The organism is Delftia sp. K82, assembly GCF_002193035.1.
Classification (GTDB): domain Bacteria; phylum Pseudomonadota; class Gammaproteobacteria; order Burkholderiales; family Burkholderiaceae_C; genus Comamonas; species Comamonas acidovorans.
In genome coordinates, this window is record NZ_MYFL01000001.1 from 3,031,952 (window position 1) to 3,054,532 (window position 22,581).

21 protein-coding genes are annotated in these 22,581 nt (G+C 67.2%); 10 read left to right on the plus strand and 11 right to left on the minus strand.

Translation table 11 applies throughout. The features are described 5' to 3' along the window. Positions 1-37: 37 nt before the first annotated feature. Both KDK82_RS13310 and KDK82_RS13315 read left to right on the plus strand, forming a co-directional pair. Positions 38-1,009 carry a LysR family transcriptional regulator gene (locus tag KDK82_RS13310; RefSeq protein ID WP_088165526.1) on the plus strand — a complete coding sequence of 324 codons (972 nt, stop codon included), beginning with the start codon at positions 38-40 and terminating at the stop codon, positions 1,007-1,009. Positions 1,010-1,326: 317 nt separating this feature from the next. Next, positions 1,327-4,296, plus strand: coding sequence for a diguanylate cyclase (locus KDK82_RS13315; protein ID WP_088165527.1), 2,970 nt, complete (start codon positions 1,327-1,329; stop codon positions 4,294-4,296). Positions 4,297-4,363: 67 nt separating this feature from the next. Here the strand turns inward: KDK82_RS13315 and KDK82_RS13320 are convergent, their stop codons facing one another. From KDK82_RS13320 to KDK82_RS13350, 7 genes are all read right to left on the minus strand, one after another. Further along, positions 4,364-5,041, minus strand: coding sequence for a DUF1028 domain-containing protein (locus KDK82_RS13320; protein WP_088165167.1), 678 nt, complete (start codon positions 5,039-5,041; stop codon positions 4,364-4,366). Between the two features lie 54 nt (positions 5,042-5,095). Beyond that, positions 5,096-5,530, minus strand: coding sequence for a RidA family protein (locus tag KDK82_RS13325; RefSeq protein ID WP_013802988.1), 435 nt, complete (start codon positions 5,528-5,530; stop codon positions 5,096-5,098). Between the two features lie 60 nt (positions 5,531-5,590). After that, the gene (locus KDK82_RS13330; protein ID WP_088165168.1) at positions 5,591-6,874 is read right to left on the minus strand and encodes an NAD(P)/FAD-dependent oxidoreductase; all 1,284 of its coding nucleotides are present in this window, start codon (positions 6,872-6,874) and stop codon (positions 5,591-5,593) included. A gap of 115 nt (positions 6,875-6,989) precedes the next feature. Further along, positions 6,990-7,688 carry an ABC transporter ATP-binding protein gene (locus tag KDK82_RS13335; RefSeq protein WP_013802990.1) on the minus strand — a complete coding sequence of 233 codons (699 nt, stop codon included), beginning with the start codon at positions 7,686-7,688 and terminating at the stop codon, positions 6,990-6,992. Then, positions 7,681-8,508 (minus strand): ABC transporter ATP-binding protein, encoded by an 828-nt coding sequence (locus KDK82_RS13340; RefSeq protein WP_088165169.1) that lies wholly within the window; start codon positions 8,506-8,508, stop codon positions 7,681-7,683. The genes KDK82_RS13335 and KDK82_RS13340 overlap by 8 nt, the downstream gene beginning before the upstream one ends. Continuing rightward, positions 8,498-9,679, minus strand: a complete 1,182-nt coding sequence (locus KDK82_RS13345; protein WP_016452302.1) for a branched-chain amino acid ABC transporter permease — start codon at positions 9,677-9,679, stop codon at positions 8,498-8,500. The genes KDK82_RS13340 and KDK82_RS13345 overlap by 11 nt, the downstream gene beginning before the upstream one ends. Further along, positions 9,679-10,596, minus strand: a complete 918-nt coding sequence (locus tag KDK82_RS13350) for a branched-chain amino acid ABC transporter permease (protein WP_088165170.1) — start codon at positions 10,594-10,596, stop codon at positions 9,679-9,681. The genes KDK82_RS13345 and KDK82_RS13350 overlap by 1 nt, the downstream gene beginning before the upstream one ends. A gap of 287 nt (positions 10,597-10,883) precedes the next feature. Between KDK82_RS13350 and KDK82_RS13355 the strand changes: the two genes are divergently transcribed. From KDK82_RS13355 to KDK82_RS13365, 3 genes are all read left to right on the plus strand, one after another. Next, positions 10,884-12,032 carry a branched-chain amino acid ABC transporter substrate-binding protein gene (locus tag KDK82_RS13355; protein ID WP_088165171.1) on the plus strand — a complete coding sequence of 383 codons (1,149 nt, stop codon included), beginning with the start codon at positions 10,884-10,886 and terminating at the stop codon, positions 12,030-12,032. Next, a complete protein-coding gene (locus KDK82_RS13360; RefSeq protein ID WP_088165528.1) occupies positions 12,032-13,546 on the plus strand; it encodes a 4-hydroxyphenylacetate 3-hydroxylase family protein in 1,515 nt (504 codons plus the stop codon). The genes KDK82_RS13355 and KDK82_RS13360 overlap by 1 nt, the downstream gene beginning before the upstream one ends. 133 nt (positions 13,547-13,679) lie before the next feature. Beyond that, positions 13,680-14,630, plus strand: a complete 951-nt coding sequence (locus KDK82_RS13365) for a LysR family transcriptional regulator (RefSeq protein WP_034398359.1) — start codon at positions 13,680-13,682, stop codon at positions 14,628-14,630. 29 nt (positions 14,631-14,659) lie between these two features. Here KDK82_RS13365 and KDK82_RS13370 read toward each other — a convergent pair whose 3' ends face one another. Then, complete coding sequence (locus KDK82_RS13370; RefSeq protein WP_088165172.1) at positions 14,660-15,220, minus strand: dihydrofolate reductase family protein; 561 nt, start codon at positions 15,218-15,220, stop codon at positions 14,660-14,662. A 220-nt stretch (positions 15,221-15,440) separates the two neighbouring features. On the opposite strand from KDK82_RS13370, the gene KDK82_RS13375 reads away from it, so the two are divergent. The 3 genes from KDK82_RS13375 to KDK82_RS13385 are packed head-to-tail and all read left to right on the plus strand — an operon-like array spanning position 15,441 to position 17,929. Then, positions 15,441-16,547 carry an alkene reductase gene (locus KDK82_RS13375; protein ID WP_088165173.1) on the plus strand — a complete coding sequence of 369 codons (1,107 nt, stop codon included), beginning with the start codon at positions 15,441-15,443 and terminating at the stop codon, positions 16,545-16,547. A gap of 59 nt (positions 16,548-16,606) precedes the next feature. Then, positions 16,607-17,626, plus strand: coding sequence for a zinc-binding alcohol dehydrogenase family protein (locus KDK82_RS13380; protein ID WP_088165174.1), 1,020 nt, complete (start codon positions 16,607-16,609; stop codon positions 17,624-17,626). 3 nt (positions 17,627-17,629) lie between these two features. After that, entirely contained in the window at positions 17,630-17,929 is a 300-nt protein-coding gene (locus KDK82_RS13385) for a putative quinol monooxygenase (RefSeq protein WP_013802999.1), read from the plus strand. 40 nt (positions 17,930-17,969) lie between these two features. Here KDK82_RS13385 and KDK82_RS13390 read toward each other — a convergent pair whose 3' ends face one another. After that, the gene (locus KDK82_RS13390; RefSeq protein WP_230590755.1) at positions 17,970-18,914 is read right to left on the minus strand and encodes a LysR family transcriptional regulator; all 945 of its coding nucleotides are present in this window, start codon (positions 18,912-18,914) and stop codon (positions 17,970-17,972) included. Between the two features lie 105 nt (positions 18,915-19,019). Here KDK82_RS13390 and KDK82_RS13395 point away from each other — a divergent pair, with 105 nt between their 5' ends. Together KDK82_RS13395 and KDK82_RS13400 are read left to right on the plus strand one after the other, a co-directional pair. Next, positions 19,020-20,000: a tripartite tricarboxylate transporter substrate binding protein gene (locus KDK82_RS13395; RefSeq protein WP_088165175.1), complete on the plus strand. Its 981-nt coding sequence runs from the start codon at positions 19,020-19,022 to the stop codon at positions 19,998-20,000. 12 nt (positions 20,001-20,012) lie between these two features. Continuing rightward, positions 20,013-20,414: a 5-carboxymethyl-2-hydroxymuconate Delta-isomerase gene (locus KDK82_RS13400; protein WP_088165176.1), complete on the plus strand. Its 402-nt coding sequence runs from the start codon at positions 20,013-20,015 to the stop codon at positions 20,412-20,414. Between the two features lie 88 nt (positions 20,415-20,502). On the opposite strand, the gene KDK82_RS13405 is transcribed toward KDK82_RS13400, so the two are convergent. Further along, entirely contained in the window at positions 20,503-21,789 is a 1,287-nt protein-coding gene (locus KDK82_RS13405) for a pitrilysin family protein (RefSeq protein WP_088165529.1), read from the minus strand. Between the two features lie 134 nt (positions 21,790-21,923). Continuing rightward, on the minus strand, positions 21,924-22,340 hold the full coding sequence (locus KDK82_RS13410) for a very short patch repair endonuclease (RefSeq protein ID WP_088165530.1): 417 nt from the start codon (positions 22,338-22,340) through the stop codon (positions 21,924-21,926). Positions 22,341-22,581 lie beyond the last annotated feature (241 nt).

Genomic DNA, 22,581 nt, shown 5'->3' on the forward strand with positions numbered 1-22,581 from the left:
TGTGCGGAACTGGATGTCCGCAATGAAGGAGCGGTGTTTGGACAGCCTGAACGGTTTCGTGGTGTTCGTGCAGGTCGCCGAGACCCGCAGTTTCGTGGCGGCCGGCCGGCTGCTGGGCGTATCGGCATCGGCCATCGGCAAGAGCGTGGCAAGGCTGGAGGACCGGCTGGGCGTGCGCCTGTTCCACCGCAGCACGCGCAGCATCACGCTGACGGCCGAGGGCGCGCTGTTCCTGGAGCGCAGCCGGCGCATCCTGGCCGAGATCGAGGCCGCGCAGCTGGAGCTGTCGCAGGCCAGCACCGCGCCGCGCGGCCGGCTGCGGGTCAGCCTGCCCCTGGTCAGTTCGCTGGTGCTGCCGGTGCTGGGCGAGTTCATGCGCGCCTATCCCGAGATCGAACTGGACCTGGACTTCACCGACCAGCTGGTCGATGTGATCGAGGACGGCTTCGACGCCGTGGTGCGCACGGGCGCGCCCGCCGACTCACGCCTGTCCGCGCGCCGGCTGGGCGACTTCCGATACCTGCTGGTGGCCTCGCCCGGCTACCTGGCGCAGCGCGGCACGCCCCGGGTGCCCGAGGATCTGCTGCAGCACAGCTGCCTGCACTACCGCTACCCCCACAGCGGCAAGCTGGAGCCCTGGGTGCTGCGGCGCGCAGCGGGCGCGCCCGAGCTGCAGCTGCCCACCTCCATGATCTGCAACAACATCGAAACCCGGCTGTGCTTTGCGCTGCAGGGCCTGGGCATCGCCTACCTGCCGGAGTTCTCCATCCGCGAGCCGCTGACCGACGGCCGGCTGCAGCCCGTGCTGGCGGACTGGATGGAGCACACCAATGTCTTCCATGTGCTGTGGCCCGCCAGCAAGCACCCCTCGCCCAAGCTGCGGGCACTGGTGGACTTCCTGTGCGCGCGGGTGTTTCCACAGGCGCAGCCCGGGCAGGTCCAGGACGCTGCCAGGACCGGGGCGCCCAAGACACCCAAGACACCCCAGACATCCGGGATGCGCAGATAGGCTGCGCGCCGGCTGCTGCCCTGACTTGCTGGCTATCGCGCGGGCCCCTATCTGAGTTAGCATGCTTATAGAGCGACGTATTCACAGAGTCATATCGGTTGCTCTGGCCCACCGGCAGGCAGGACCTGCGTCTCGAGCGCTGTGGCGTGCGGGGCGCTGTATCGGTGGGCCATTGCGGTTGACAGCTGGCGTTGCAGATCTTTTTTCTTGTCTCGCTGCGTTGCATGTCTTCTCGTTCCACCGCTATCCATCGTCCCGCCCTTTCCTCGCGCTCGCACGCAAGAACATCGTTGGCCGTCATTGCAGGCGTCTGCTTGATGGCGCTCGCAGCGGGGCTGTACTGGGCCGCGTTGCTGGCCAGCCACCAGTACATGCAGCGCTACACACAGGATCAGGCATGGCTGCGCGTCTCGCAGATGTCCCAGGCGGTTTCCGCGCAGGCCGGGACCATGCTGTCGGGCCTGAACTATTCCCTGCGGGACCTGGCCCAGGACTACGAGTCGGGTGACTCCGAGGCGTTCGAGCGGGCCGTCGCCAGCGTCCAGGAGGCCTATCCGCCCGGCACCATCGTCCAGGTGGCCGTGGCCGATGCGAAGGGCCAGGTGGTGTATTCGAGCCTGGCAGCCTCGGAGCCGCCTGCGCAGGGCGTATCCATTTTCGACCGCGAACATTTCCAGGCGCATCTGAAGGGCCTGACGCAGGGAACCTTCATTGGCCGTCCGGTACAGGGACGGGTTTCCGGGCAATGGGGTATCCAGCTGAGCCGCGCCCTGCACCACCGTGGCGCGTTTGCGGGCGTGCTGGTGGTGTCGCTGTCGCCGCAGTACCTGTCGCGGCAGTTGCAGGCCATCTTCGACAGCCCGCGCGACGTGATCTTGCTGCTGCGCGAGGACGGCACCTATCTTGCGCGCTCGCAGAACCAGGATCGGGTGCTCGGGCGCCAGTTGCCCGCGAAGCGGGTGGCGCTGTTTGCCCCCGATGTCACGCATGGCACCTACGAGGTGCTGGCGAGCACCGACGGAATACAGCGCATGTATGCCTGGAGCCGCGTCAGCGGCTTTCCGATACTGGTGAGCACGGGGCTGGACCACGAGGCCGTGTTCGGCCCGCTCAACGAGACCATACGGCAGAGCCTGTGGCGCAACGGCATAGGCACGCTGCTGATTTTTCTGGGCGGGATGCTGACGGCCTGGCTGGCGTTCCAGCGCTGGCGGGAGGAGGACCAGCGGGTCCAGTCCGAAGAGCGCTTTCATCTCCTGTCGCAGGAAGTGCCGGGCGGCCTGTTCCAGTACAGCTGGGACCCTGCCGGCCACTACGCTCTGTCGTTTGCCAACCCCGGCTTTTATGCCATGCACTGCATCGATCCGGATACGGCAGACACCGCCTTGCAGGACCTGGCACAGCGGGTTCATCCGGAAGATATCTCGGCGCTCAGGCGGTCCATCGACGAAGCGATGCGCAGCCAGGGGGACTGGGCCTGCAAGTACCGCGTACAGTCCGCCGATGGCTCCGTGCGCTGGCTGCAGGGCCATGCACGCCCGCAACGCACTGACGACGCAACCGTGCTCTGGCATGGCTACATCCTCGATGTCACCCAGGACGAAAGCCTGCGCAAGGCGCTTCACGAGAGCGAGGAGCGTCTGCGGCTGACCATCGGCGCCGTGCGTGACGGACTTTGGCAGTGGGACCGCGAACAGGACCAGGTGCTGTGGGATGCCCGCTGCTACCAGATGCTGGGCATGCCGGATCAGGCACTCGGTTCGTTCACCGTGGCCGGCTTCATGCATCTGCTGCACCCACTGGACCAGCCTCGCGTCCAGGAACGGCTCAGGCGCCACCTTGAACACGGCGACCCATTCCGTGTCGAGATGCGCATAAGGCAGGCCGATGGCTCCTGGCGATGGATCGAATCGCGCGGGGAAGTCACCTTGCGCGATGCCGACAACAAGGCACTGCGCATGCTGGGAATGCACACCGATATCCAGGAACGGGTGGAGCAGACCCACATGGTGGGCGCCCTGCTGGAGCGCGGAAGCGCCCTGGTGCTTGTCGCCAGCCATCGCCGCAGCATCGTCTACGCCAATGCCCAGGCAGCCGAGTGCTTTGGCCTTGCGGCGGGCGCACTGGAGCCGCAGTGCTCATTCCAGCAACTGCATCCGTCCAGCGACAGCTTCCACAGCTTCGCATCGCTGTATGAGCGCCTGAGCCTGAAGGGCACGGTGCGTACCGAGTGGGCACTGAAGGTCAAGGGCGGACACATGCGCTGGTTCGACATGCAGGGCGCACTGCTGGACCCCGAAGATCCCCAGGGCAATGTGATCTGGACACTGTTCGACGTAGATGCCCGCCATCAGGCAGAGAGCGCATTGCACGAGGTACAGCAGCGGCTGGAGGCCATCATCGAGAAATTTCCGGCGGGCATCCTGGTGACCGACGACGCGGGGCAGTGCATCAGGGCAAGCAACGCAATGCTGGTGGACCTGTTCGAGCTGCCGCTGTCCGCCGCGTGCCTTGTGGGGAAAAGCCTGCAGACATTGCTGTCCTATTTGCCCCCGGCCATGGCAAGGGCCTTGCAACCTGCGCCGCAACCGGGGGCAGGTGCCCTGTCGCAACGAACGATCTTTGCCCTGTCCAACGGCCGCCATATAGAAACGGAGCTGCTGCCGCTTCGCAGGCAGGAGCGGCTGCTTGGCTACTGCTGGGTATTCCACGACGTGACGGACTACAAGAGGCGCGAAACGCAGCTCGAAGCCCTGGCATTGACCGATGCGCTCACGGGTGCCAGCAATCGGCGGGCCTTCATCACGCGCATGGAGTCGGAGCTGGAGCACCTGCGCCTGGGACTGAGCCATTCGTCGGCGCTGATCATGCTGGATATCGACCATTTCAAGCGCGTCAACGACAGCTTCGGCCATGGCGTGGGCGACGAGGTGCTCAGGCATCTGGTGATCGCGGTGTCCAAGCAGCTGCGCCAGGGCGACATGCTGGGCCGCCTGGGCGGCGAGGAATTCGCTGTCTTGCTGACGGACGTGGACGCCACGACCGCACTGCGGCGCGCGGAGAACCTGCGTGAGGCCGTGGCGGCGCTGGCCGTGTCCGTACAGGGCCAGGACAGCCCGATCCGCTTCACCGTGAGCCTGGGCGTATGCCTCATGGACGAGGGCGAGGCATCGGTCGAGCGCTGCCTGGAGCGGGCCGACGCCGCCATGTACTTCTCCAAGCGCAATGGCCGCAATCGCACCACGTGCTGGACGCCCGATACCCCCGTGATTTCGGACGCCAAGTGAGCGCGATGCCAGTGCCGCAACACGCCCGCACGCCCGGGCAAGGCGATGTGTCAGCTACCCGGCCGCCTCACTCATCGCCGGGCACTCCGTAGCTGGGCGCGGCCGTGGGATGGATGGCGCGCGTCTGGTAGTCCTGCATCTGCGGCGCGTAGGCGGCCCAGAGGCCTTGCAGCGCGCCGATGGGATCGTGCTCGGACCAGTCCACGCGCAGGTCCGCCATGGGCCAGCTGTGCTCGCCCGCCACCTTGAGCGCGGCCGAATGCACGGGCCCGGCCTCGCCGCCCGCGGCCATGGCGGCCCGCATGGCGGCCAGCAGGCGCTCGGCCAGCGGCAGGTCGGCGCTGCGCTCGAAGGCCGGCACCATCGCCTCGATGGTTCGTTCGCTGGCCAGCAGGTTGCCGGCCGCCACGCATTGCCGCCCCACGGCGCTGGTGAAGATGCCCAGGGCCTGGCTGCCGCTGAAGACGCCGGTGCGGCCCTGCGCGTCCACCACGGTGACCTGGCGGTACTGGGGCCAGCTGCCGTCGTCCAGCGCCTGGCGCAGCGCGGCCTGGGGGTCGGCGCCCTGCTCCAGCAGGTCCAGCACGCGCGGGCCCAGGGCGGGCAGCGTGATGTTCTGCGTGGACACCACGCCCACGCCCGCGCGCACCCAGGGGCAGCGCGCGCCCACCGCAATGCTGGACGAGCTGATGGCCACGCCCAGCTGCCCGGTGCGCTCGCAGCGCCCCACAATCGAAAAAGTCATGGTTTCTGCCTCCTGCCTTATGCGGCTGTACTAGGTGCTTGCTGTGGTCGACGTTCAGGCGCTGGCCGGCGGCTGCCAGTCATCGGGGATGACCGCGATCACGTCGATCTCCATCAGCCACTGCGGCTGCCCCAGGGCCGAGATGCACAGCCCCGTAGAAATGGGAAACACGCCCTTGAGCCACTTGCCCACTTCCTGGTAGACGGGCTCGCGGTAGCGCGGGTCGATGATGTAGGTGGTGGTCTTGACGATGTGCGACAGGTCGCTGCCCGCTTCCTCCAGCAGCTGCTTGACGTTCTTCATCGCCTGCTCGGCCTGCTTTTGCGGATCGCCCAGGCCGACCAGATTGCCCTCGAAATCGGTGCCGATCTGGCCGCGCACATAGACGGTGTTGCCGGCGCGCACGGCCTGGCACAGGTCGTTATCCAGCGACTGGTTGGGATAGGTGTCCTTGGTGTTGAACATGCGGATGCGGGTATGGGTGGGCATGGTCTGGCTCCTGCAGGGGGTGGATGGGAAGGTGTCTCAGAGCGCGCTACCTGCTACCTGCTACCTGCTGCGGGCAGCGGCGTCGTAGTCGCTGTAGCGGCGCTGCTTGGCGATGTGGTCGGCCACGAACTTGGCGTCATGCCACACGCCCCAGATGAAGGACGAGCCACGGCGCGACAGCCAGGGCAGGCCCAGGAAGTAGATGCCGGGCTCATGGCCCACGCCGCGGTGGTGGCGCGGCTTGCCGCCGGGCTCGAAGCTGTCCACCTGCAGCCAGCTGAAATCCACCCTGTAGCCCGTGGCCCAGATGATGGAGGTGATGCCTGCGGCGGCCAGGTCGAGTTCGCGCAGCGGATGGGTCACGCACTCCGGATCGGGCAGGCGCCTGCGCGCCTCGGGCTCCTCGGGCAGGTCCAGGCCGTTGCGGCGGATGTAGTCGTCGGCCGCATCGAGCATGGCCAGGTAGTTGGCGTCGCCGTTGGCGATGTTCTCGGCCAGGTCGTCCCGGAAGCGCACCCGGCCATCGGCGAAGGACTCGGTCAGCCCCACCAGGGTGATGCCCTGGTGGCCCAGCGCGCGAAAGTCCACGGTGTGGCCGCCGCGCGCGCCGCTGACGGCAATGGTCACATGCTCGCGGCCGGGCTTGGCAATGGCCGCATCCCATTCGCCCAGCACGCCCAGCCACCAGCAGAAATCACGGCCGCGATAGGCGCGCGGCGGCCGGTCATGGGCGCCTACCGAGAGAAACACCTTGCGGCCCGCGCGCTGCAGTTCATCGGCAATCTGCACGCCCGAGGAGCCTGCGCCCACCACCAGCACGGCGCCTTCGGGCAGCTGCGCGGGGCGGTGGTAGTGCGCGGAATGGATCTGCAGCAGGCTGCCATCGGCGGGTGCAGCGGGCGCAGCCGGCGCTATCGGCGGGATCACCGGCACCTGGAACGGCCCCGTGGCCGCGATCACGTTGCGGGCCTCGATCACGCCTTCGGACGTTTCCACCGTGAAGCCCGGCCGGCCCTGGTTGCGCGTGACCCGCCTGACCTCCACGCCGGTGCGCACGGGCGCCTTGATCTGGCAGACATAGTCCTCGAAGTAGTCGGCCACCTCGTCCTTGCCGGGAAAGCCGTCGCGGTCGCCCTTGAACTCCAGGCCCGGAAAGCGGTCATGCCAGGCCGGCCCGTTGGCCACCAGCGAGTCCCAGCGCCCCGTGCGCCAGGCCTGGGCGATGCGCTGGCGCTCCAGCACCAGGTGCTCTACGCCAAGCTGGCTCAGGTGTTCGCTGGCCGCAATGCCGGCCTGCCCGGCACCGACCACGAGCGTGTTGATGGTTTGGATTTCAGCTGTCATGGTGTGGGTCTCTCAGGAAAAAAAGGCGCAGGCCGTCCCGCATCGGCGCGGTGCCGACTGCCTTGGTGTGGTCCGCAACAAAAAAGGGAAGAAGGTGAAGGCCGCCCGTGCGGCGCTACAGGTACAGGTGCTTCACCACGTCGTTGGCCAGCAGCTCGCTGGCCGTGCCCGAGGCCACCAGCTGGCCCTTGAGCAGCAGATAGCCCGTGTGGGCGATGGACAGCGCTGCCTCGGCGTTCTGCTCGATGAGCAGCACGGTGATGCCTTGGCTGTGGATGCGCTGCACCGTCTCGAAGTACTCCTCGATGAGCTTGGGCGACAGGCCCAGCGTGGGCTCGTCCATCACCACCAGACGCGGCTCGCCCATGAGCACGCGGCCCAGCGCCACCATGGCCTGCTCGCCGCCGGACAGGGTTCCGGCCGCCTGCGTCAAGCGCTCGCCCACCCGGGGGAACAGGGCCACCACGCGCTCCAGCGCCTGGGCAAAGCCCTGCTGCGGGCGCAGCGCGTCGTGGCCGATCTTCAGGTTCTCCTGCACGGTCAGCTCGGCAAACAGGCGCCGCCCTTCGGGCACGAAGCCCACGCCAAGCCCGGCCAGGTCCTCGGTGCGCATGCGCGCCAGCGGCTGGCCCATGACGCGGATGGCGCCGTGGTGCACGGGCAGCAGGCCCGCAATCGCTTTGAAGGTGGTGGTCTTGCCCGCGCCATTGGGGCCCAGCAGGCAGACGATGCTGTGCTCGGGCACCTGCAGCGAGACCTGGTTGAGCATGTTCACCACGCCATAGCGTGTGCTGATGGAGTCCAGTTCAAGCATGGCTGGCCTTTCTGCCCAGATAGGCTTCCTGCACGCGCGGCAGCCGGCGCACGGCCTCGAAGCTGTCGTCGCCGATCTTGCGTCCGTAGTCCAGCACCATCACGCGGTGGGGCAAGGTGGCGATGAGCCGCATGTCGTGCTCGATGATGATGAAACCCAGCGCCGGATTGCCTTCGCGCAGGCGCTGGATGTCGGCGATCAGCGCATCGGTGTCGCGGTCGTCCATGCCGCTGGAGGGCTCGTCCAGCAGCACGATGCGGGGCTCGGCGGCCAGGGCGCGCGCGATCTCCAGGCGGCGGCGGTCGGCCTGCGGCAGGCTGCTGGCCAGCACGTTGCGGCGCTGGTGCAGGTCGCTGGACACGCTTTGCAGCAGCGCGCAGGCGCGCTCGGCGCAGCGCTTCATCTCGGCGCGCGATACGGCCGGGCGCAACAGCGCGGTGAGCACGCCGCAGCGGGTGCGCGCGTGCATGCCGATGATCACGTTGTCCAGCACGCTCAGCGAGCCGAACAGCCGGCTGGTCTGGAAGGTGCGCGCAATGCCGGCGCCCGCGATGTCGTGCGCGGCCATGCCCTTGAGCGAGCGGCCTTGCAGCAGCACCTCGCCCTCGGTGGGCTGGTAGATGCCGGTCAGCAGGTTCAGCAACGTGGACTTGCCCGCGCCGTTGGGCCCGATGATGCCCAGCACCTCACCCGCCGCCAGGTGGATGTCCACGCCCTGCACCGCCGTCAGGCCGCCAAAGCGCATGGTCAGGCCACGCCCCTCCAAAACCCGCGGGCCTGCGGGCGCGGCATGGTGGGTGGGATGGGAATCAATGCTCATGGTTGCGCACCCGTTGGGGGAAGATGCCGCGCGGGCGGATGATGAGGAAGGCGATCACCACCAGGCCGTAGAACAGGATGCGGTAGTCGGAAAACGCCCGCAGCTTCTCCGGCAGCATGGTCAGCAGGAAGGCGCCGACGATCACGCCCAGCGTGTTGTCCATGCCGCCTGCGATCACCAGCGTCATGATGGTCACCGACACCAGGAAGGTGAAGTTGTCCGGCGAGATGAAGCTCACATAGAACGCATACACCGTGCCCGCGAAGCCCGCCAGGAAGGCGTCCACCGCAAAGGCCTTGACCTTGAACCAGGTGACGTTGATGCCGCAGGCGCGCGCGGCGATCTCGTCGTCGCGCAGGGCATTCCAGGCCAGTCCCACGCGCGAGCTGTGCAGGCGCTGCGCCGAGACGATGGCCAGCCCCAGCAGGGCGACGGCCACGTAGTAGAAGTTGGCCTGGCCCGGCAGGCTGTGGCCCCACAGCGTGATGGGGTCGTTGAACGAATGCCCGAACAATGTCGGCGAAGGAATGCCCACCAGGCCGTTGGCGCCGCCCGTCCACTCCAGGTTCATCAGCAGCTGGTGCACGACGATGCCGAAGGCAATCGTCACCAGCGCCTGGTAGCTGTCGCGGGTGCGCATGGACGGCAGGCCCAGCAAAAAGCCGAAGACCGTGGCCACGGCGGCGGCCACCAGCAGGCAGATCCAGAAGCTCACGCCGAAGTGGATGGCCAGCAGGGCCGATGCATAGGCGCCGATGCCGTAGGACGCGCCGGTGGCGAAGTTCGGTATGTTGGCGCTGCCCAGCTGGAAGTTCAGCGCCAGCGCCAGCACCGCGTACAGGCAGGCGATGATCATCAGGTGCATGGCGTAGCTGTCACCGCCCAGCACCCACGGAAAGACCAGGGCCAGCACCACGCCCGTGCCCACCGCCAGCGGCCTGCACTGGCCGAAGGCAGCCACGATGCGGTCCTCCACCACCGGGCGTTTCTGCACCGCGACCAGGGCCACGGCAAAGCAGGCCAGCAGCGCCAGCACCGTGATCCAGCTTTCGGCCAGCAGGAATTGGCGCAGCAGCACGGCGCCCGCCAGAGCCACGCCCAGCACGATGGCGGCAGAGCCCGCACTCCGTGGAGCCGCCTGCGGCGGCGCCTGTATCGTCGTTGTCTGCATCACACCTTCTCCATTTTCTGAACGCCGAACAGGCCGGCGGGGCGAAAGATCAGCACCAGGATCACCAGCGCGAACACGAAAACCAGCCGGTACGAGGTGCCGTTGGGCACATAGCCCTGCACGATGGTCTCGATGGCCGCAATCAGCAGGCTGCCGACAATGGCGCCCCCCAGCCGCCCCAGGCCGCCGACCACCGCGGCGGAAAAGCCGATCAGCCCTGCCTGCACGCCGAAGTCAAAGCGCACCACGCCCGCATAGCTGGCCAGGAAGATGCCGCCCACCGCGCCGGTGGCCGAGGCAATGAAGAAGGTGTTGCGAAACACCGGCCCCGGCGCAATGGAGAACAGCCGCGCGGTTTCGCGGTCCTGCGACACGGCGCGTATGCGCATGCCCATGGGCGTGTGGTGCAGCACGTACAGCAGCACGCCCACCAGCGCCACCGCCACCAGCACCGAGACCACGCTGATCAGGGGCAGCGGCCCGAACGGGGTGGGAACGGCCCCCTGCGCAATCGCCGGGAACGCGTGCGGATTGCTGCCCTGCGGGTACAGGTGGCGGATCAGCTCGCGGATCACGATGCCCAGAGCCACCGTGGCCACCAGCGGCATCATGGCCGGCGCATTGCGAAAGCGGCTGATCACCAGCCGGTCCAGGGCAACGCCCAGCCCTCCCACGGCCGCAATGGCCGCCAGGCAGGCCAGGCCCAGCACCAGCCAGGGGGCCGAGCCGCCCAGCGCGGCGGCCAGGGCCTGCACGGCCGCCAGGGCGATGAAGGGGGCGACCATGGCCACGTCGCCATGGGAAAAGTGAATCACCTGCAGCACGCCAAACAACAGGCTGAAACCCAGGGCAAGCAGGCTGTAGATGCAGCCCAGGGTCAGCCAGTTGATGAGTTGCTGGAACAGCGCGTCATGCATCGATAGGGTTCCTCTTGTGTCGGGTTCGGCCGGGTTGGCGGGGCTTCGCTTGTCTCCATGTCACGCAACCATTGAAGCAAGAAACCGCGCAAAACCTGCGTCGCTTTTGCCGAGGCGCTGCTTCGGAAAACGCGATCCAGTCCCGGGCAGGTGCGGCGATACATTGATCCGGCGGCGTTGCCAGACAGCGCCGGCCAGCCCGCCATGCACCGTGGCGCCCCGCCGCCCCGGCCCCCCCGGGCCGCCATGACTGCCCCTCGTCTTCACCTGAACAGGACCGACCGACCATGCAAGCCTTCACGACAACCACCGCCCTCCTGCAATCGCGCCGGCGCCTTGCCGCATCCGCCCTGGCGCTGGCCGCCGCCACGCTGGCCTGCGGCGCGGCCTGGTCCCAGTCCACCGTGAAGCTGGGCTTCATCGGCCCCGTCAGCGGCGGCAACGCACAGCAGGGCCTGGGGGCGAAGAACGGCTTCCTGCTGGCCATCGACCAGTGGAATGCCACGGCCGGCGTGCCGTTCAAGGTGGAGGGCGTGGTGCTGGACGATGCCTCCGACCCGCAGACCGGCGTGTCCGCCGCGCTCAAGCTGGTCAACGACCGCGACGTGGTGGGCGCCATCGGCCACTGGAACAGCCCCGTGGCCCTGGCCACGCTGCCGGTGTTCAACCGCGTGCAGATGCCCTTCATCGTCTGGGGCGCCATCGGCCCCAAGATCACCGACCAGAACTTCGCCAACACCACGCGCGTGACGCCCACCCTGGTCAACGAGAACAAGCCCCTGGCCGCCTGGGCCGCCACGGGCCTGGGCGCAAGAAAGATCGCCATCATTGCCGACACCAGCGACTACGGGCGCGCCAACCTGGCCTCGTTCGGCAGCTTCTACAAGGCAGAAAAAGGCAGCGTGGTGGCCGAGGAAAGCTATCCCGTGGGCACCACGGATTTCCGCTCCATCCTCACCAAGATCAAGAGCCTGAACCCCGACGCGGTCTACTTCGGCGGCGTGATCACCGAGGCCGGCATCGTGCGCAAGCAGATGGCCGAGCTGGGCATGAAGCAGCCCATGCTGGGCATCAGCGGCATCTTCGACCCGCAGCTCATCCAGATCGCCGGCCCGGCCGCGGACGGCACCATCGTCGGCACGCCCAAATCGCAGACCAACCCCCGGCTGGACGCCATGAGCCGCGCCTATGCCGCCAAGGGCTATGCCGACTCCGAAAGCCCGTACACCAAGTACGCCTACGACGCCACCGGCATCCTTTTGCAATCGCTCAAGACGGCCGGCACCAAGGACCGGCAGGCCGTGGCCAAGGCCATCCGCGCCATACGCTACGACGGCGTGACCGGTACCGTGACCTTTGATGCCAACGGCCAGACGCAGGTGCCCGTGGAGCTGCAGCTGCACGAGGTCAAAGACGGCAAGTGGGCCAGCCGCTGATGATCAGGACAGGCAGCCAGTACCGCGACTCCATCCGCGATGGCCGGCGGGTCTGGATGAACGGCGAGCGCGTCAACGACGTGACCACCCACCCCATGTTCAAGCCGCTGGTGGACATCCGCGCACGCATGTACGACCTGCAGCACGAGGCCGCGCTGCGCGACGCGCTCACCTACGACGAAGGCGACGGCGAGCGCCACCCCATCGCCCACAAGCTGCCGCTGACGCGCCAGGACTGGTGGGACAAGCGCCGCGCCACCGACCTGCTGCTGGAGGACATGGGCGGCGTGGTCATGCGCGTGGGCGACGAGAGCGTGGACGAGATGTGGTCGCTGTTCGACGGCCAGGACGTGCTCAACGAGCTGGACCCGCGCTTTTCCGCCAACATCCGCACCCACATCCGCCGCGTGGTGCGTGGCGACCTGTTCCACGTATCGGCCAACACCGACCCCAAGGGCGACCGCTCGCGCCTGCCGCAGGACCAGGACCCCGACGTGCTGCTGCACGTGGTCAAGGAGACCGATGCAGGCGTCATCGTGCGCGGCGCCAAGTACGAGACCGCTGCCGCCTATGCCAACCAGGCCTTCACCAAGCCAGGGCTGGCGCACTGGGGCGACGCGGCGCAGTCCGAATACGCCATAGGCTTCATCTGCGACCTGGGTGCGCCCGGCCTGCGCTTCATCTGCCGCCCGGGCCTGGCCGCCCGCGCATCGGCCCAGGACCAACCGTTGAGCCATCGCTTCGACGAAGTGGATGCCATCGTGGTCTTCGACGACGTGCTGGTTCCCTGGGAGAACGTGCTGTTCTACCGCCACACCCGGGCCGCCCATTTCCTGCGCGAGACGCTGCACCGCTACTCGGCCTTCACCTTCCTGCAGCGCAGCCTCAAGCTGGCCGACATGCTGATAGGCACGGCCCTGCACAACGCGCGCCAGACCGGCGTGGAGAAGCTGCAGGCCGTGCAGGACAGGCTGGCCGGCCTGGCCTGCTACCGCGAAGGCATCAACGCCCACCTCACGGCCGCCATCGCGCTGGCCGAGCGCAGCCCGGCCGGCCTGATGATGCCCAACCAGTCGCTGCTGTTCACAGGAAGGTCGCTGGCCACCAGCCAGCTGCACCACATGATGAACACCGTGCGCGAGCTGTGCGGCGGCCAGGTCTGCCTGACGCCGGACCACGCCAGCTTCGAGAACGAGGAAACCGGCCCCTGGCTGCGCAAGTTCTACACCCTCGGCCCGCAATGGCAGGCCGACGACCGCCGCAGGCTGCTGGCCTATGCGCGCGACCTGCTCGACTCGGACCACGCCGGCCACCGGCTCAGCTTCCAGCTGTTTGCGCAATGCCCGCCCTACGCCCAGACGGCGGCCGTGTACCGGCACTTCAACTGGGATGCGCCGCTGGACTTTGTCGGCAAGTCCGCCGGCCTGACGGACCGCGTGAAGGCCACGCAGGCGCCGGCCCAGGGCGACGGTGCGGTGGCGCAATGGTTCCGCAATCACAACGCCAGCGACTGAAGGCTGCCGGGGCCCGACCACCGCACAATGCAGGCGCCTTGCGGGAAGGGCCTCTTGCAGCGCGGTCCGCCGCTTGGTCAACTACGCGGCAGGTCACCCTGGCCGCCCTCCCCCTCTCCACCTCTTGCACACCGTGCTGACACGACTGACCTTCAGACAATTGGAATACTGCGTGGCAGCGGGCGAATTCGGCAGCATTGCCGAGGCCGCCAACCGCATCCACGTCTCACCCTCGTCCATCTCATCGGCCATCACCCAGGTGGAGGCCGAGCTGCAGGTGCCGCTGTTCGTGCGCCACCATGCGCAGGGCCTGTCCGTCACGCCCGCAGGCGCCGAAGTCCTGCGGGAGATCCGCGGCCTGCTCGACCAGGCCATGGCCTTGTACGACGTGGCCAGCAGCGCGCAAAGCCAGGTGCGCGGCCCCGTGCGCGTGGGCTGCTTCACCACGCTGGCGGCCATGGTCGCCCCCGAGCTGTGCCAGGGATTCGCGCGCGCCCACCCCAAGGCCACGGTCACCCAGATCGAGGACCACCAGGAAGGCCTGATCCACAAGCTGCGCACCGCGCAGATCGATGTCGCCATCACCTACGACCTGCTGGTGGCCGAATCGGACATCTGCTTCGAGCCGCTGGCCCAGCTGCCGCCCATGGTCATCGTCAGCGAACTCAATCCGCTGGCCAACCACCGCTCCACCACGCTGGAGGCGCTGGCCCAGCTGCCCATGGTCCTGCTGGACCTGCCCCTGAGCCGTGAATACTTCATGTCGCTGTTCCGCGAAGCCGGCGTCTCGCCCCTGATCGCGGCCCGCAGCGCCAGCCCCGACGTGGTGCGCTCCCTGGTCGCCAACGACGTGGGCTACTCCCTGGTCAACGTGCGCCCGCGCAACTCCCACGCGCTGGACGGCAAGAAGATCGTCAACCTGCACCTGAACGGCAACCACCGCCCCATGAAACTCGGCCTGGCCTGGGCCCGCGAACAAAAGCCCCGCCATGTGGTGGAAGCCTTCATGCACCGCTGCCGCAGCTTCATCTCCAATGAATACATTCCGGGGATGACGGCGCCTGGGCGCGGGGAGGCGAACTGAGCGGCGCGCAGACCGAATCAGGGAGCCTGTCAGGCCGTGCTCTTGCGCACTTCGTAATGCAGCACCGCCATGCCCTCGCCAATCTGCCGAACCGACAGCAGGCTCAGCACCGGATGCAGCACCCGGCGCGGGAACAGCGGCTTGCCCCGGCCCAGCGTGGCCGAGCCCACGCACAGGATCATCTCGTCCAGCAGGTCCGCATCGTAGAACTGCCCCGCCAGGTCCCCGCCTCCCATGATCCAAAGGTTGCGCCCACCGGCCGCCGCCTGCATCTGCGCATGCACGGCACGCACATCACCGCTGACAAACCGGATATCGGCACCCGGGATACCAGGCAGCGTGCGGCTGGAAAACACCCAGGCAGGCTGCGTATAGGGCCACGCCGCCCCGGTCTCCCTGGCCACAGTGTCCGCGTGGCGCAGCATCCATTCGTAGGTGGCGGAACCCATGGCCAGCGCGCCCACGCCGGCAATGAACTCCGGGTAGCCCGTGGCCTGCATGTCGCCCAGCGGGAACAGCCAGTCCAGGGCGTCGTCCTCGGTGGCCAGGAATCCGTCGAGTGAGGTGGCGGCGAAGTATTGGGTTTTCATGGGGGAGATGGTAGCCAGGCAGGCGCGGCACGGCCATCCGCCGGGGTGTCGTGCAGGCCGCGCTCTGAGCTCATCGTCAAATTTCTTTTGAAGCCGCCTTCAGTCTTGCGGGTCTTTTTCAATTGAAACGCCCAGGTCAACATCGCTCCATGCCCAGACGACTTGCGAACCGGATTTCCGCTACCGCCCCAACACCTCTACAGCTCCGCCAAGAAACCGAATGACCACCGCCTCCACGCCCCTGTTTCGCCCCCTGCAGCTCGGACCACTCAGCCTGCCCAACCGCATGGTGATGGCCCCCATGACGCGCAGCCGCACCAGCCAGCCAGGCGACGTGCCCAATGCACTGATGGCCACCTACTACACACAACGCGCCAGCGCCGGCCTGATCGTCTCGGAAGCCACCCAGATCTCCCGCCAGGGCCAAGGCTACAGCTTCACCCCCGGCATCTATTCAGAGGCGCAGGTGGACGGTTGGCGCCGCGTCACGGACGCGGTGCACGCCGCCGGCGGGCGCATGGTGCTGCAGCTGTGGCACGTTGGCCGCATGTCGCATGCCAGCTTTCACGCCGATGGCCTGCCGGTCGCGCCTTCGGCGCTGTCGCCCGAAGCCCAGGTCTGGGTGGTCGGCGACGACGGTGTCGGCCGCATGGTCGACTGCCCCGTACCGCGCGCACTGAGCGCACAGGACATCCAGGACGTGATCGGCGACTTCCGCAGGGGCGCGGCCAATGCGATGCGTGCCGGTTTCGATGGCGTGGAAATCCACGGCGGCAACGGCTACCTGATCGATCAGTTCCTGCGCACCACCTCCAACCGCCGCACCGACGCCTACGGCGGCGGCATCGCCCAGCGCACGCGCTTCGCCGAAGAGGTCGCGGCCGCCGTGGCGGGCGAGGTCGGGGCCGAGCGCACCGGCATCCGCCTGGCGCCCTTCATCACGCAGCGCAACATGAACTGCCCGCAGATCATTGAGACCATCCTGCATCTGGCCAGCAGGCTCGACGAGATCGGCCTGGCCTACATCCACCTGTCGGAAGCCGATTGGGACGATGCGCCCGAGATTCCGCAGGACTTCCGCCACGCGCTGCGCCGCGCCTACCAGGGCAAGGTGATCGTTGCGGGCAAGTACGACGCGGAGCGCGCCCAAGCCATCCTGCACGAGGGCCTGGCAGACCTCGTCGCCTTCGGCCGCCCCTTCATTGCCAACCCGGACCTGCCGGCGCGGTACGCCGCCCAGGCGCCGCTGGCCGCATTCGATCCGAAGGCCCTGTTTGGCGGCGACGCGCGCGGCTACTCGGACTACGCAGCCCTCGCCACTGCCTGAAGCCCTCCTTGCTCTCCCTCCTTACTTTCCCCTCTTCCTCAACCTTTGAAAGCACGACCATGAAAGCCGTTGGATACCAGAAACCCCAGGCCATCAGCCAACCCGAATCGCTGATCGACATCACCCTGCCCGATCCCGTGGCCACCGGCCGCGACCTGCTGGTCGAAGTCAGGGCCGTGTCCGTCAATCCGGTGGACACCAAGGTGCGCGCCAGCGGCGCGCCCGCCGAGGGGCAGACGCACAAGGTGCTGGGCTGGGATGCCAGCGGCATCGTCAAGGCCGTGGGCCCCGAAGTCACGCTGTTCAAGCCGGGCGACCGCGTCTGGTACGCCGGCTCCATTGCGCGCCCTGGCACGAACAGCGAACTGCATCTGGTGGACGAGCGCATCGTGGGCCACGCGCCCAGGTCGCTGGACTTCGCACAGGCTGCGGCCCTGCCCCTGACCGCCATCACCGCGTGGGAGATGCTGTTCGACCGCCTGGGCATCGCGCCGGGCAAGCACCCCAGCCACAAGACGCTGCTCATCATCGGCGCCTCCGGCGGCGTGGGCTCCATACTCACGCAGCTGGCCACGCGGCTGACCAGCCTTACCGTCATCGGCACCGCATCGCGGCCCGAGACGCAGGCCTGGGTCAAGGAGCTCGGCGCCCACCACGTGATCGATCACAGCCAGCCGATTGCCGACGAACTCAAGCGCATCGGCTTTCCCACGGTGGACCTCATCGTGAGCCTCACGCAGACCGACCTGCACTTCGCACAGATCGTCGAGGCGATCGCGCCCCAGGGAAAACTCGGCCTGATCGACGATCCCGCGTCGCTGGACATCACCAAGCTCAAGCGCAAGTCGGTGTCGGTGCACTGGGAATTGATGTTCACCCGCGCCCTGTTCGGCACCGACGACATGATCGGCCAGCACCGCCTGCTCAACGAGGTTGCCGCACTGGTCGATGCCGGCCTGATCCGCACCACGCTGGCCGAGCGCTTCGGCAGCATCAACGCAGACAACCTCAAGCGCGCCCATGCCCTGATCGAGTCGGGCAAGGCGCGCGGCAAGGTGGTGCTGGAGAACTGGGGCTGAGCCATGAAGACAGAGACCATTTTCAACCTGGCCATCCTTGAAGCGAAGGCCGGCCAGCACGACCAGCTGCGCGACGCCCTGCGCGCGCTGGTGCCATTCACCCGGCAAGAGGCCGGATGCCTGGACTACACGCTGTTCGAACTGGCGGACACCCCCGGCACCTTCTACATGCGGGAGTCATTCAGGGACCAGGCAGCGCTGGATGCGCACTTCAGCATGCCGTACTTCAAGGCGTTCGAGAAACGCTTCGACGAACTGCTGGCACGCCCCTTGCAACTGGTGGGCCTGAAGGAAGTGCCCTGACGGGCGGTACGGGCCTGGGCGGTACGGACCCGGCCGACGACTAGCGCGCGGCTGCAACGCGCCGCCCCCACGCTGGCGGCAGCGTGGGGGTTGCCGCCGACAGCTCGTCCCATACGTACTGGGCGGCAAAGCCGTGGTGACGGCTGCGTGAGCGCACCAGGCAGGCTTGCCGGCCCAGATTTCTTTCGGCCAAGGGGACTGCGTCCTGCACATCCAGGCTCATTGCCGCAGCACCGTTGAGCAGCGCAACCATGCCGTTTTCACGGGCGGCATGCACCAAGTCCTCCAGCGTATCGGACTCCAGATGCACGCCCGGCTTCAGCCCCTGCGCCGCAAAGGCGTTGTCGAGCTGGCGCCGCATGGCGTATTCGCTTGGCAGCAAGGCCAGGGGGTGGTTCGCGACCTCGCTGAGCTCCAGCAGGCGTCGCCGCCGGCGGGGCTTCAATCCGACGGCCACCACCGGCTCGTCGAAGCAGGCCAGGATCTCCAGGTCGGCATGCGGCTCCGGGTCGAAGCTGACGGCGAGATCGAAATCGCCACGCAACACGCCCTCCACCAAGGCCTGTGCGGTGCGCCTGCGCAGTGCGATCGCCAGCTGCGGCCACTGCGCCTGGGCACTGCGCACGACGGGCAGTACCCAGCATCCCGCGTAGGACTGCACCAGGCCGATGCGCACCAGGCCCGCCACGGTGCTCGCACGCGCCTGCACGTCGCGCAGCGCCGCCTGCAGCTCCCTGAGGCAGGCCGACACCCGGCGGTCGAGCTCATGTCCGGAGGCCGTGGCAACGGCGCGACCGCTCGCACGGTCGAACAGATGCACGTCCAGGGTCGATTCCAGCAAGGCGATCTGCTCCGACAGCGCCGCCTGCGAGATCGAGGCATCGCGCGATGCCGCACTGAAGCTGTGCGCCCGCATCGCCGACACGAAGTAGCGCAACTGGCGCAATGAGACGAGATCGAGGGGGTCGCGGCTGCGTGCGGACATGGCCATCGGATTATCCGATAGGCGCGGCCAGAAAATGCGAATTGCGAACAAACAAGGGCCTGCCGACACTACGGCCACGAGACAACTCTGGTCACGAGAGCACCGATGAAACGACGCAACTTCCTTCAGTACGCCAGCACGGCGACGGCCATTTCAGCCTTGGGCGCAAGCCCCTTGGCGCGCGCACAGGCATTCCCTTCCAAGCCCATCCGCATCATCTGCCCCTATCCAGCAGGTGCGACCACCGATGCCGTCTCCCGCCTGATGGCGAACGCCTTGCAGACGGACAGCGGCAGCACGGTGATCGTCGACAACCGCAGCGGTGCGGGCGGCAACATCGGCACGGAGGCAGCAGCACGCGCCGAGGCCGACGGCTACACGCTGCTGCTGGGCGCACTCGGCCCCATGGCCGCGAACCCGGCGCTGTACTCCAGGCTCAACTTCGATCCAGCCAAGGACTTCACACCGCTGGCATGGGCCGCCTCGGTGCCCTTGATCTGGGCCGTGCATCCCTCCTTCTCGGCGGCCACGGCCAAGGAGGCGCTTGAATGGCTGCGCAAGAACCCGGGCAAGTTCTCCTACGCATCCGCCGGCAATGGCACACCGCAGCACCTGGCGGGAGAACTCGTCAAGCGCCAGACCGGCACCTCGATCCTGCACATTCCCTACCGCGGCTCCGCACCTGCACTCAACGACGTGCTGGGCGGCACGGTGCAGATGGTGTTCGAAGCCACGCCGGCCATCCTGCAGCATGTGCAAAGCGGGCGCCTCAAGGCGCTGGCGGTGACGTCCGCCAGGCGCATTCCCGCGCTGCCCGGCGTGCCCACGCTCAAGGAATCGGGCGTGGACGCCGAGATCAGCGGCTGGTACGGCTTCCTCGCGCCCGCTGCGATCCCGGCCGACCGCAAGGCCTGGCTGGTCAAGCACATGGGCGCGGCGCTGGCGACCAAGGCCACGCAGGACAGGCTGGCCGAACTCGGCTCGGTGCCCATCGACAACTCGCCCCAGGCATTCGCACGGCTGCTGGACAGCGAACGGGCACGCTGGCAGACGCTGATCCGCGAAGTCGGCATCAAGCTCGACTGAAGGCGCCGCCCCATGCCGCACATCGCCATCGAGGTATCGCCATCCTTGCTCCCGTCGATCCAGTGGGAGCCGGTCCTGCACGCCATGCACCTTGCGCTGGCCGAGCGCGGATGGGCACGGCTCGCGGACCTGAAGTCGCGCGTGGCACCCATCGCCGTCGGACTGTGCGGCGAGGACCCCCACGCGCAGCAACTGATCGCCACCCTGACGCTGACCAACCCGCGCCCGCCGCAGATGTGCTCGGCCATGGCCGAGGTCGTGCTCGGGCATCTCTCGCGCGCGATCGGTGCGATCGGCGTGCCCCCGGAGTCAGCGGCGTGGGTGCAGTGCTGCGTGTTCCTTCAGGAGCACCCGAAGTCGCACTACCTCAAGCGGCAATGGAACGCGCCGCCGCCTCTTCCCTCAACTCCATGACAACGGGAAAAGCGCCATGTGTTGCGACTGGCGACTGGCGACTGGCGACTGGCGGCTGGCCGCTGGCCGCTGACCGCGCGCTGCCGGCTCAGGCCGCCAGGCCTGCGGCCAGTTGCCGCACGGTCCGGGCACTGGCGCCCTTGCCGGTGATGGCCACCGCCGGAGGGTGGGCCAGCATGCGCTCGAAGACCTTGCGCACTTCCTCGGCCCCGATGCCATCGATCATCGCCAGCGTTTCGGCCACGGATGTCACGCTGCCATGGGCAAAGAGGTCCTCGACAGCCCGCTCCATGGTGGCGTAGGTCCGCTCGCCGGCGCGCACCCGCGAGACCGCCAGCTGGTTCTTGGCCCGCTCCAGATGCACGGGGTCGATGCCGGTAGCCTGGGCGCGCAACAGGCTGCCTGTCGCGGCCACCAGCGCTTCGAGCTTGTCCGGCGTCGTGACGGCATGCACGATGAAGTTGGCCCAGACGTCACCGCCTTCCATCGCCGCATAGGCCGTATAAGCCAGTCCGAGCCGTTCACGCACGGTATCGACCAGGGGCGACGACATCCCCTCGCCCAGCAGATGGGCCGCCAGCGAGGCCACGAGACGCGCACGCTGCGGATGCTCGCCCTGCAACTGCTCGAACACCAGGGGATAGGCCAGGTTCACGAACACCTGGGACACCTGCGTGAAGCGTTGCGCCAGGGCCTGCCCCACATACTTTGCGGGCTGAGGGGGCAGCGCCACAGCGGGATCGGCCGAAGCAGGCATGCCGGCGAACAGCTGCGCCGCCTGCTCCAGCCAGGCCGGCACATCGAAGTTTCCGGCCGCAACGACGACGGTCTTTTCTCCCACGTAGTGGGACTGCACATGGCGCACCAGATCCTGCCGCGTGAAGCCTTCGATATTGGCCACCGTGCCGATCACCGGCATGCCCATGGGGTCGTCGCCCCAGATGGCGCGGTCCAGCAGATCGCCGGCGCTGTCCTCCGGGTCCTCTTCGTACTCGATGGCCTCCTGCCGGATCACCTGCAGCTCCCTTTGCAGCTCATGCTCGGGAAACACGCTGTTCAGCACGATGTCCGCAATCATTCCCAGCAAGGCCTGCGCATGCCAGCCCAAGCCGGTCATGAAATAGCCGGTGATGTCCTTCCCGGTGAAGGCGTTGACCTCCGCGCCCAGCCGCTCCGCATCCAGGTTGATCTCCTGCACGGAACGCGTGTGCGTGCCCTTGAACGCCATGTGTTCCAGCACATGGCTGATGCCGTTGCTGGTGGAGGTCTCGTCGCGGGAGCCCACGCGCAGGAACACACCCACGCTGACGCTCTGCAAATGCGGCATGGGCAGCGCCAGCAGTCGCACTCCGTTCGCAAGAGTGCGCAAGGCCATGGCAGGCCGCTCCAGTTCGGTTGCCGCCAAGGGCTTTTCTTGAATCATGGGCTATTGTCGTGCAGCCGGCACCGTCAGACCCGAATGAAATCCACCAGTGCCCGCACGGGACCAGTCGGCAAACGACCTGATGATCAGTGATAGTCAGCCGCCAGGAACGAACTCACCTTCCGGGTCAGCTCAGACAGATCGGCAACCTCGCACTCCCAAACGATCAGAGCCTGCCAGCCAAGGGCATCCAGAGCCAACACTACCTGACCATCGCGTCGGCTATTGCCCTCCAGCTTGTTCAACCAGAACTGCGCGTTTGACTTTGGCGTATAGGCAAATCTGCATCCAGGATGCCGGTGCCAGAAACAGCCATGGACAAAAATTACTTTCTTCAGGCGCGGAAAAACCAAGTCTGGAGAGCCCGGCAAATCTTTGCGGTGCAGCCGATAACGGAAGCCCATTCCGTGAACCAGTTTTCGAACGATCAGCTCCGGTTTGGTGTTCTTACCCTTGATGCTTGCCATCATCCGAGAGCGCTTTTCGGGAGGAACGATATCCATCAGCACCTCTGCCGACACCACATATCCGAAGATATCGGTGCGAAATCCCTGATGCTGCCGGGCGGCCGTTCCTTGATCAATTTCGTCATCAGCACCATCCTCGTTGATTCAGTCGAGCTTACCAAACGCCTCCCGAAAACGGAGAATATATATCCGGGTAAAATTCATGCAGCCATGAGCATACATTCAACCTGACCCTCGACGGCGTCCAGGCAAGACTTGTCGACGGCTACATTACACT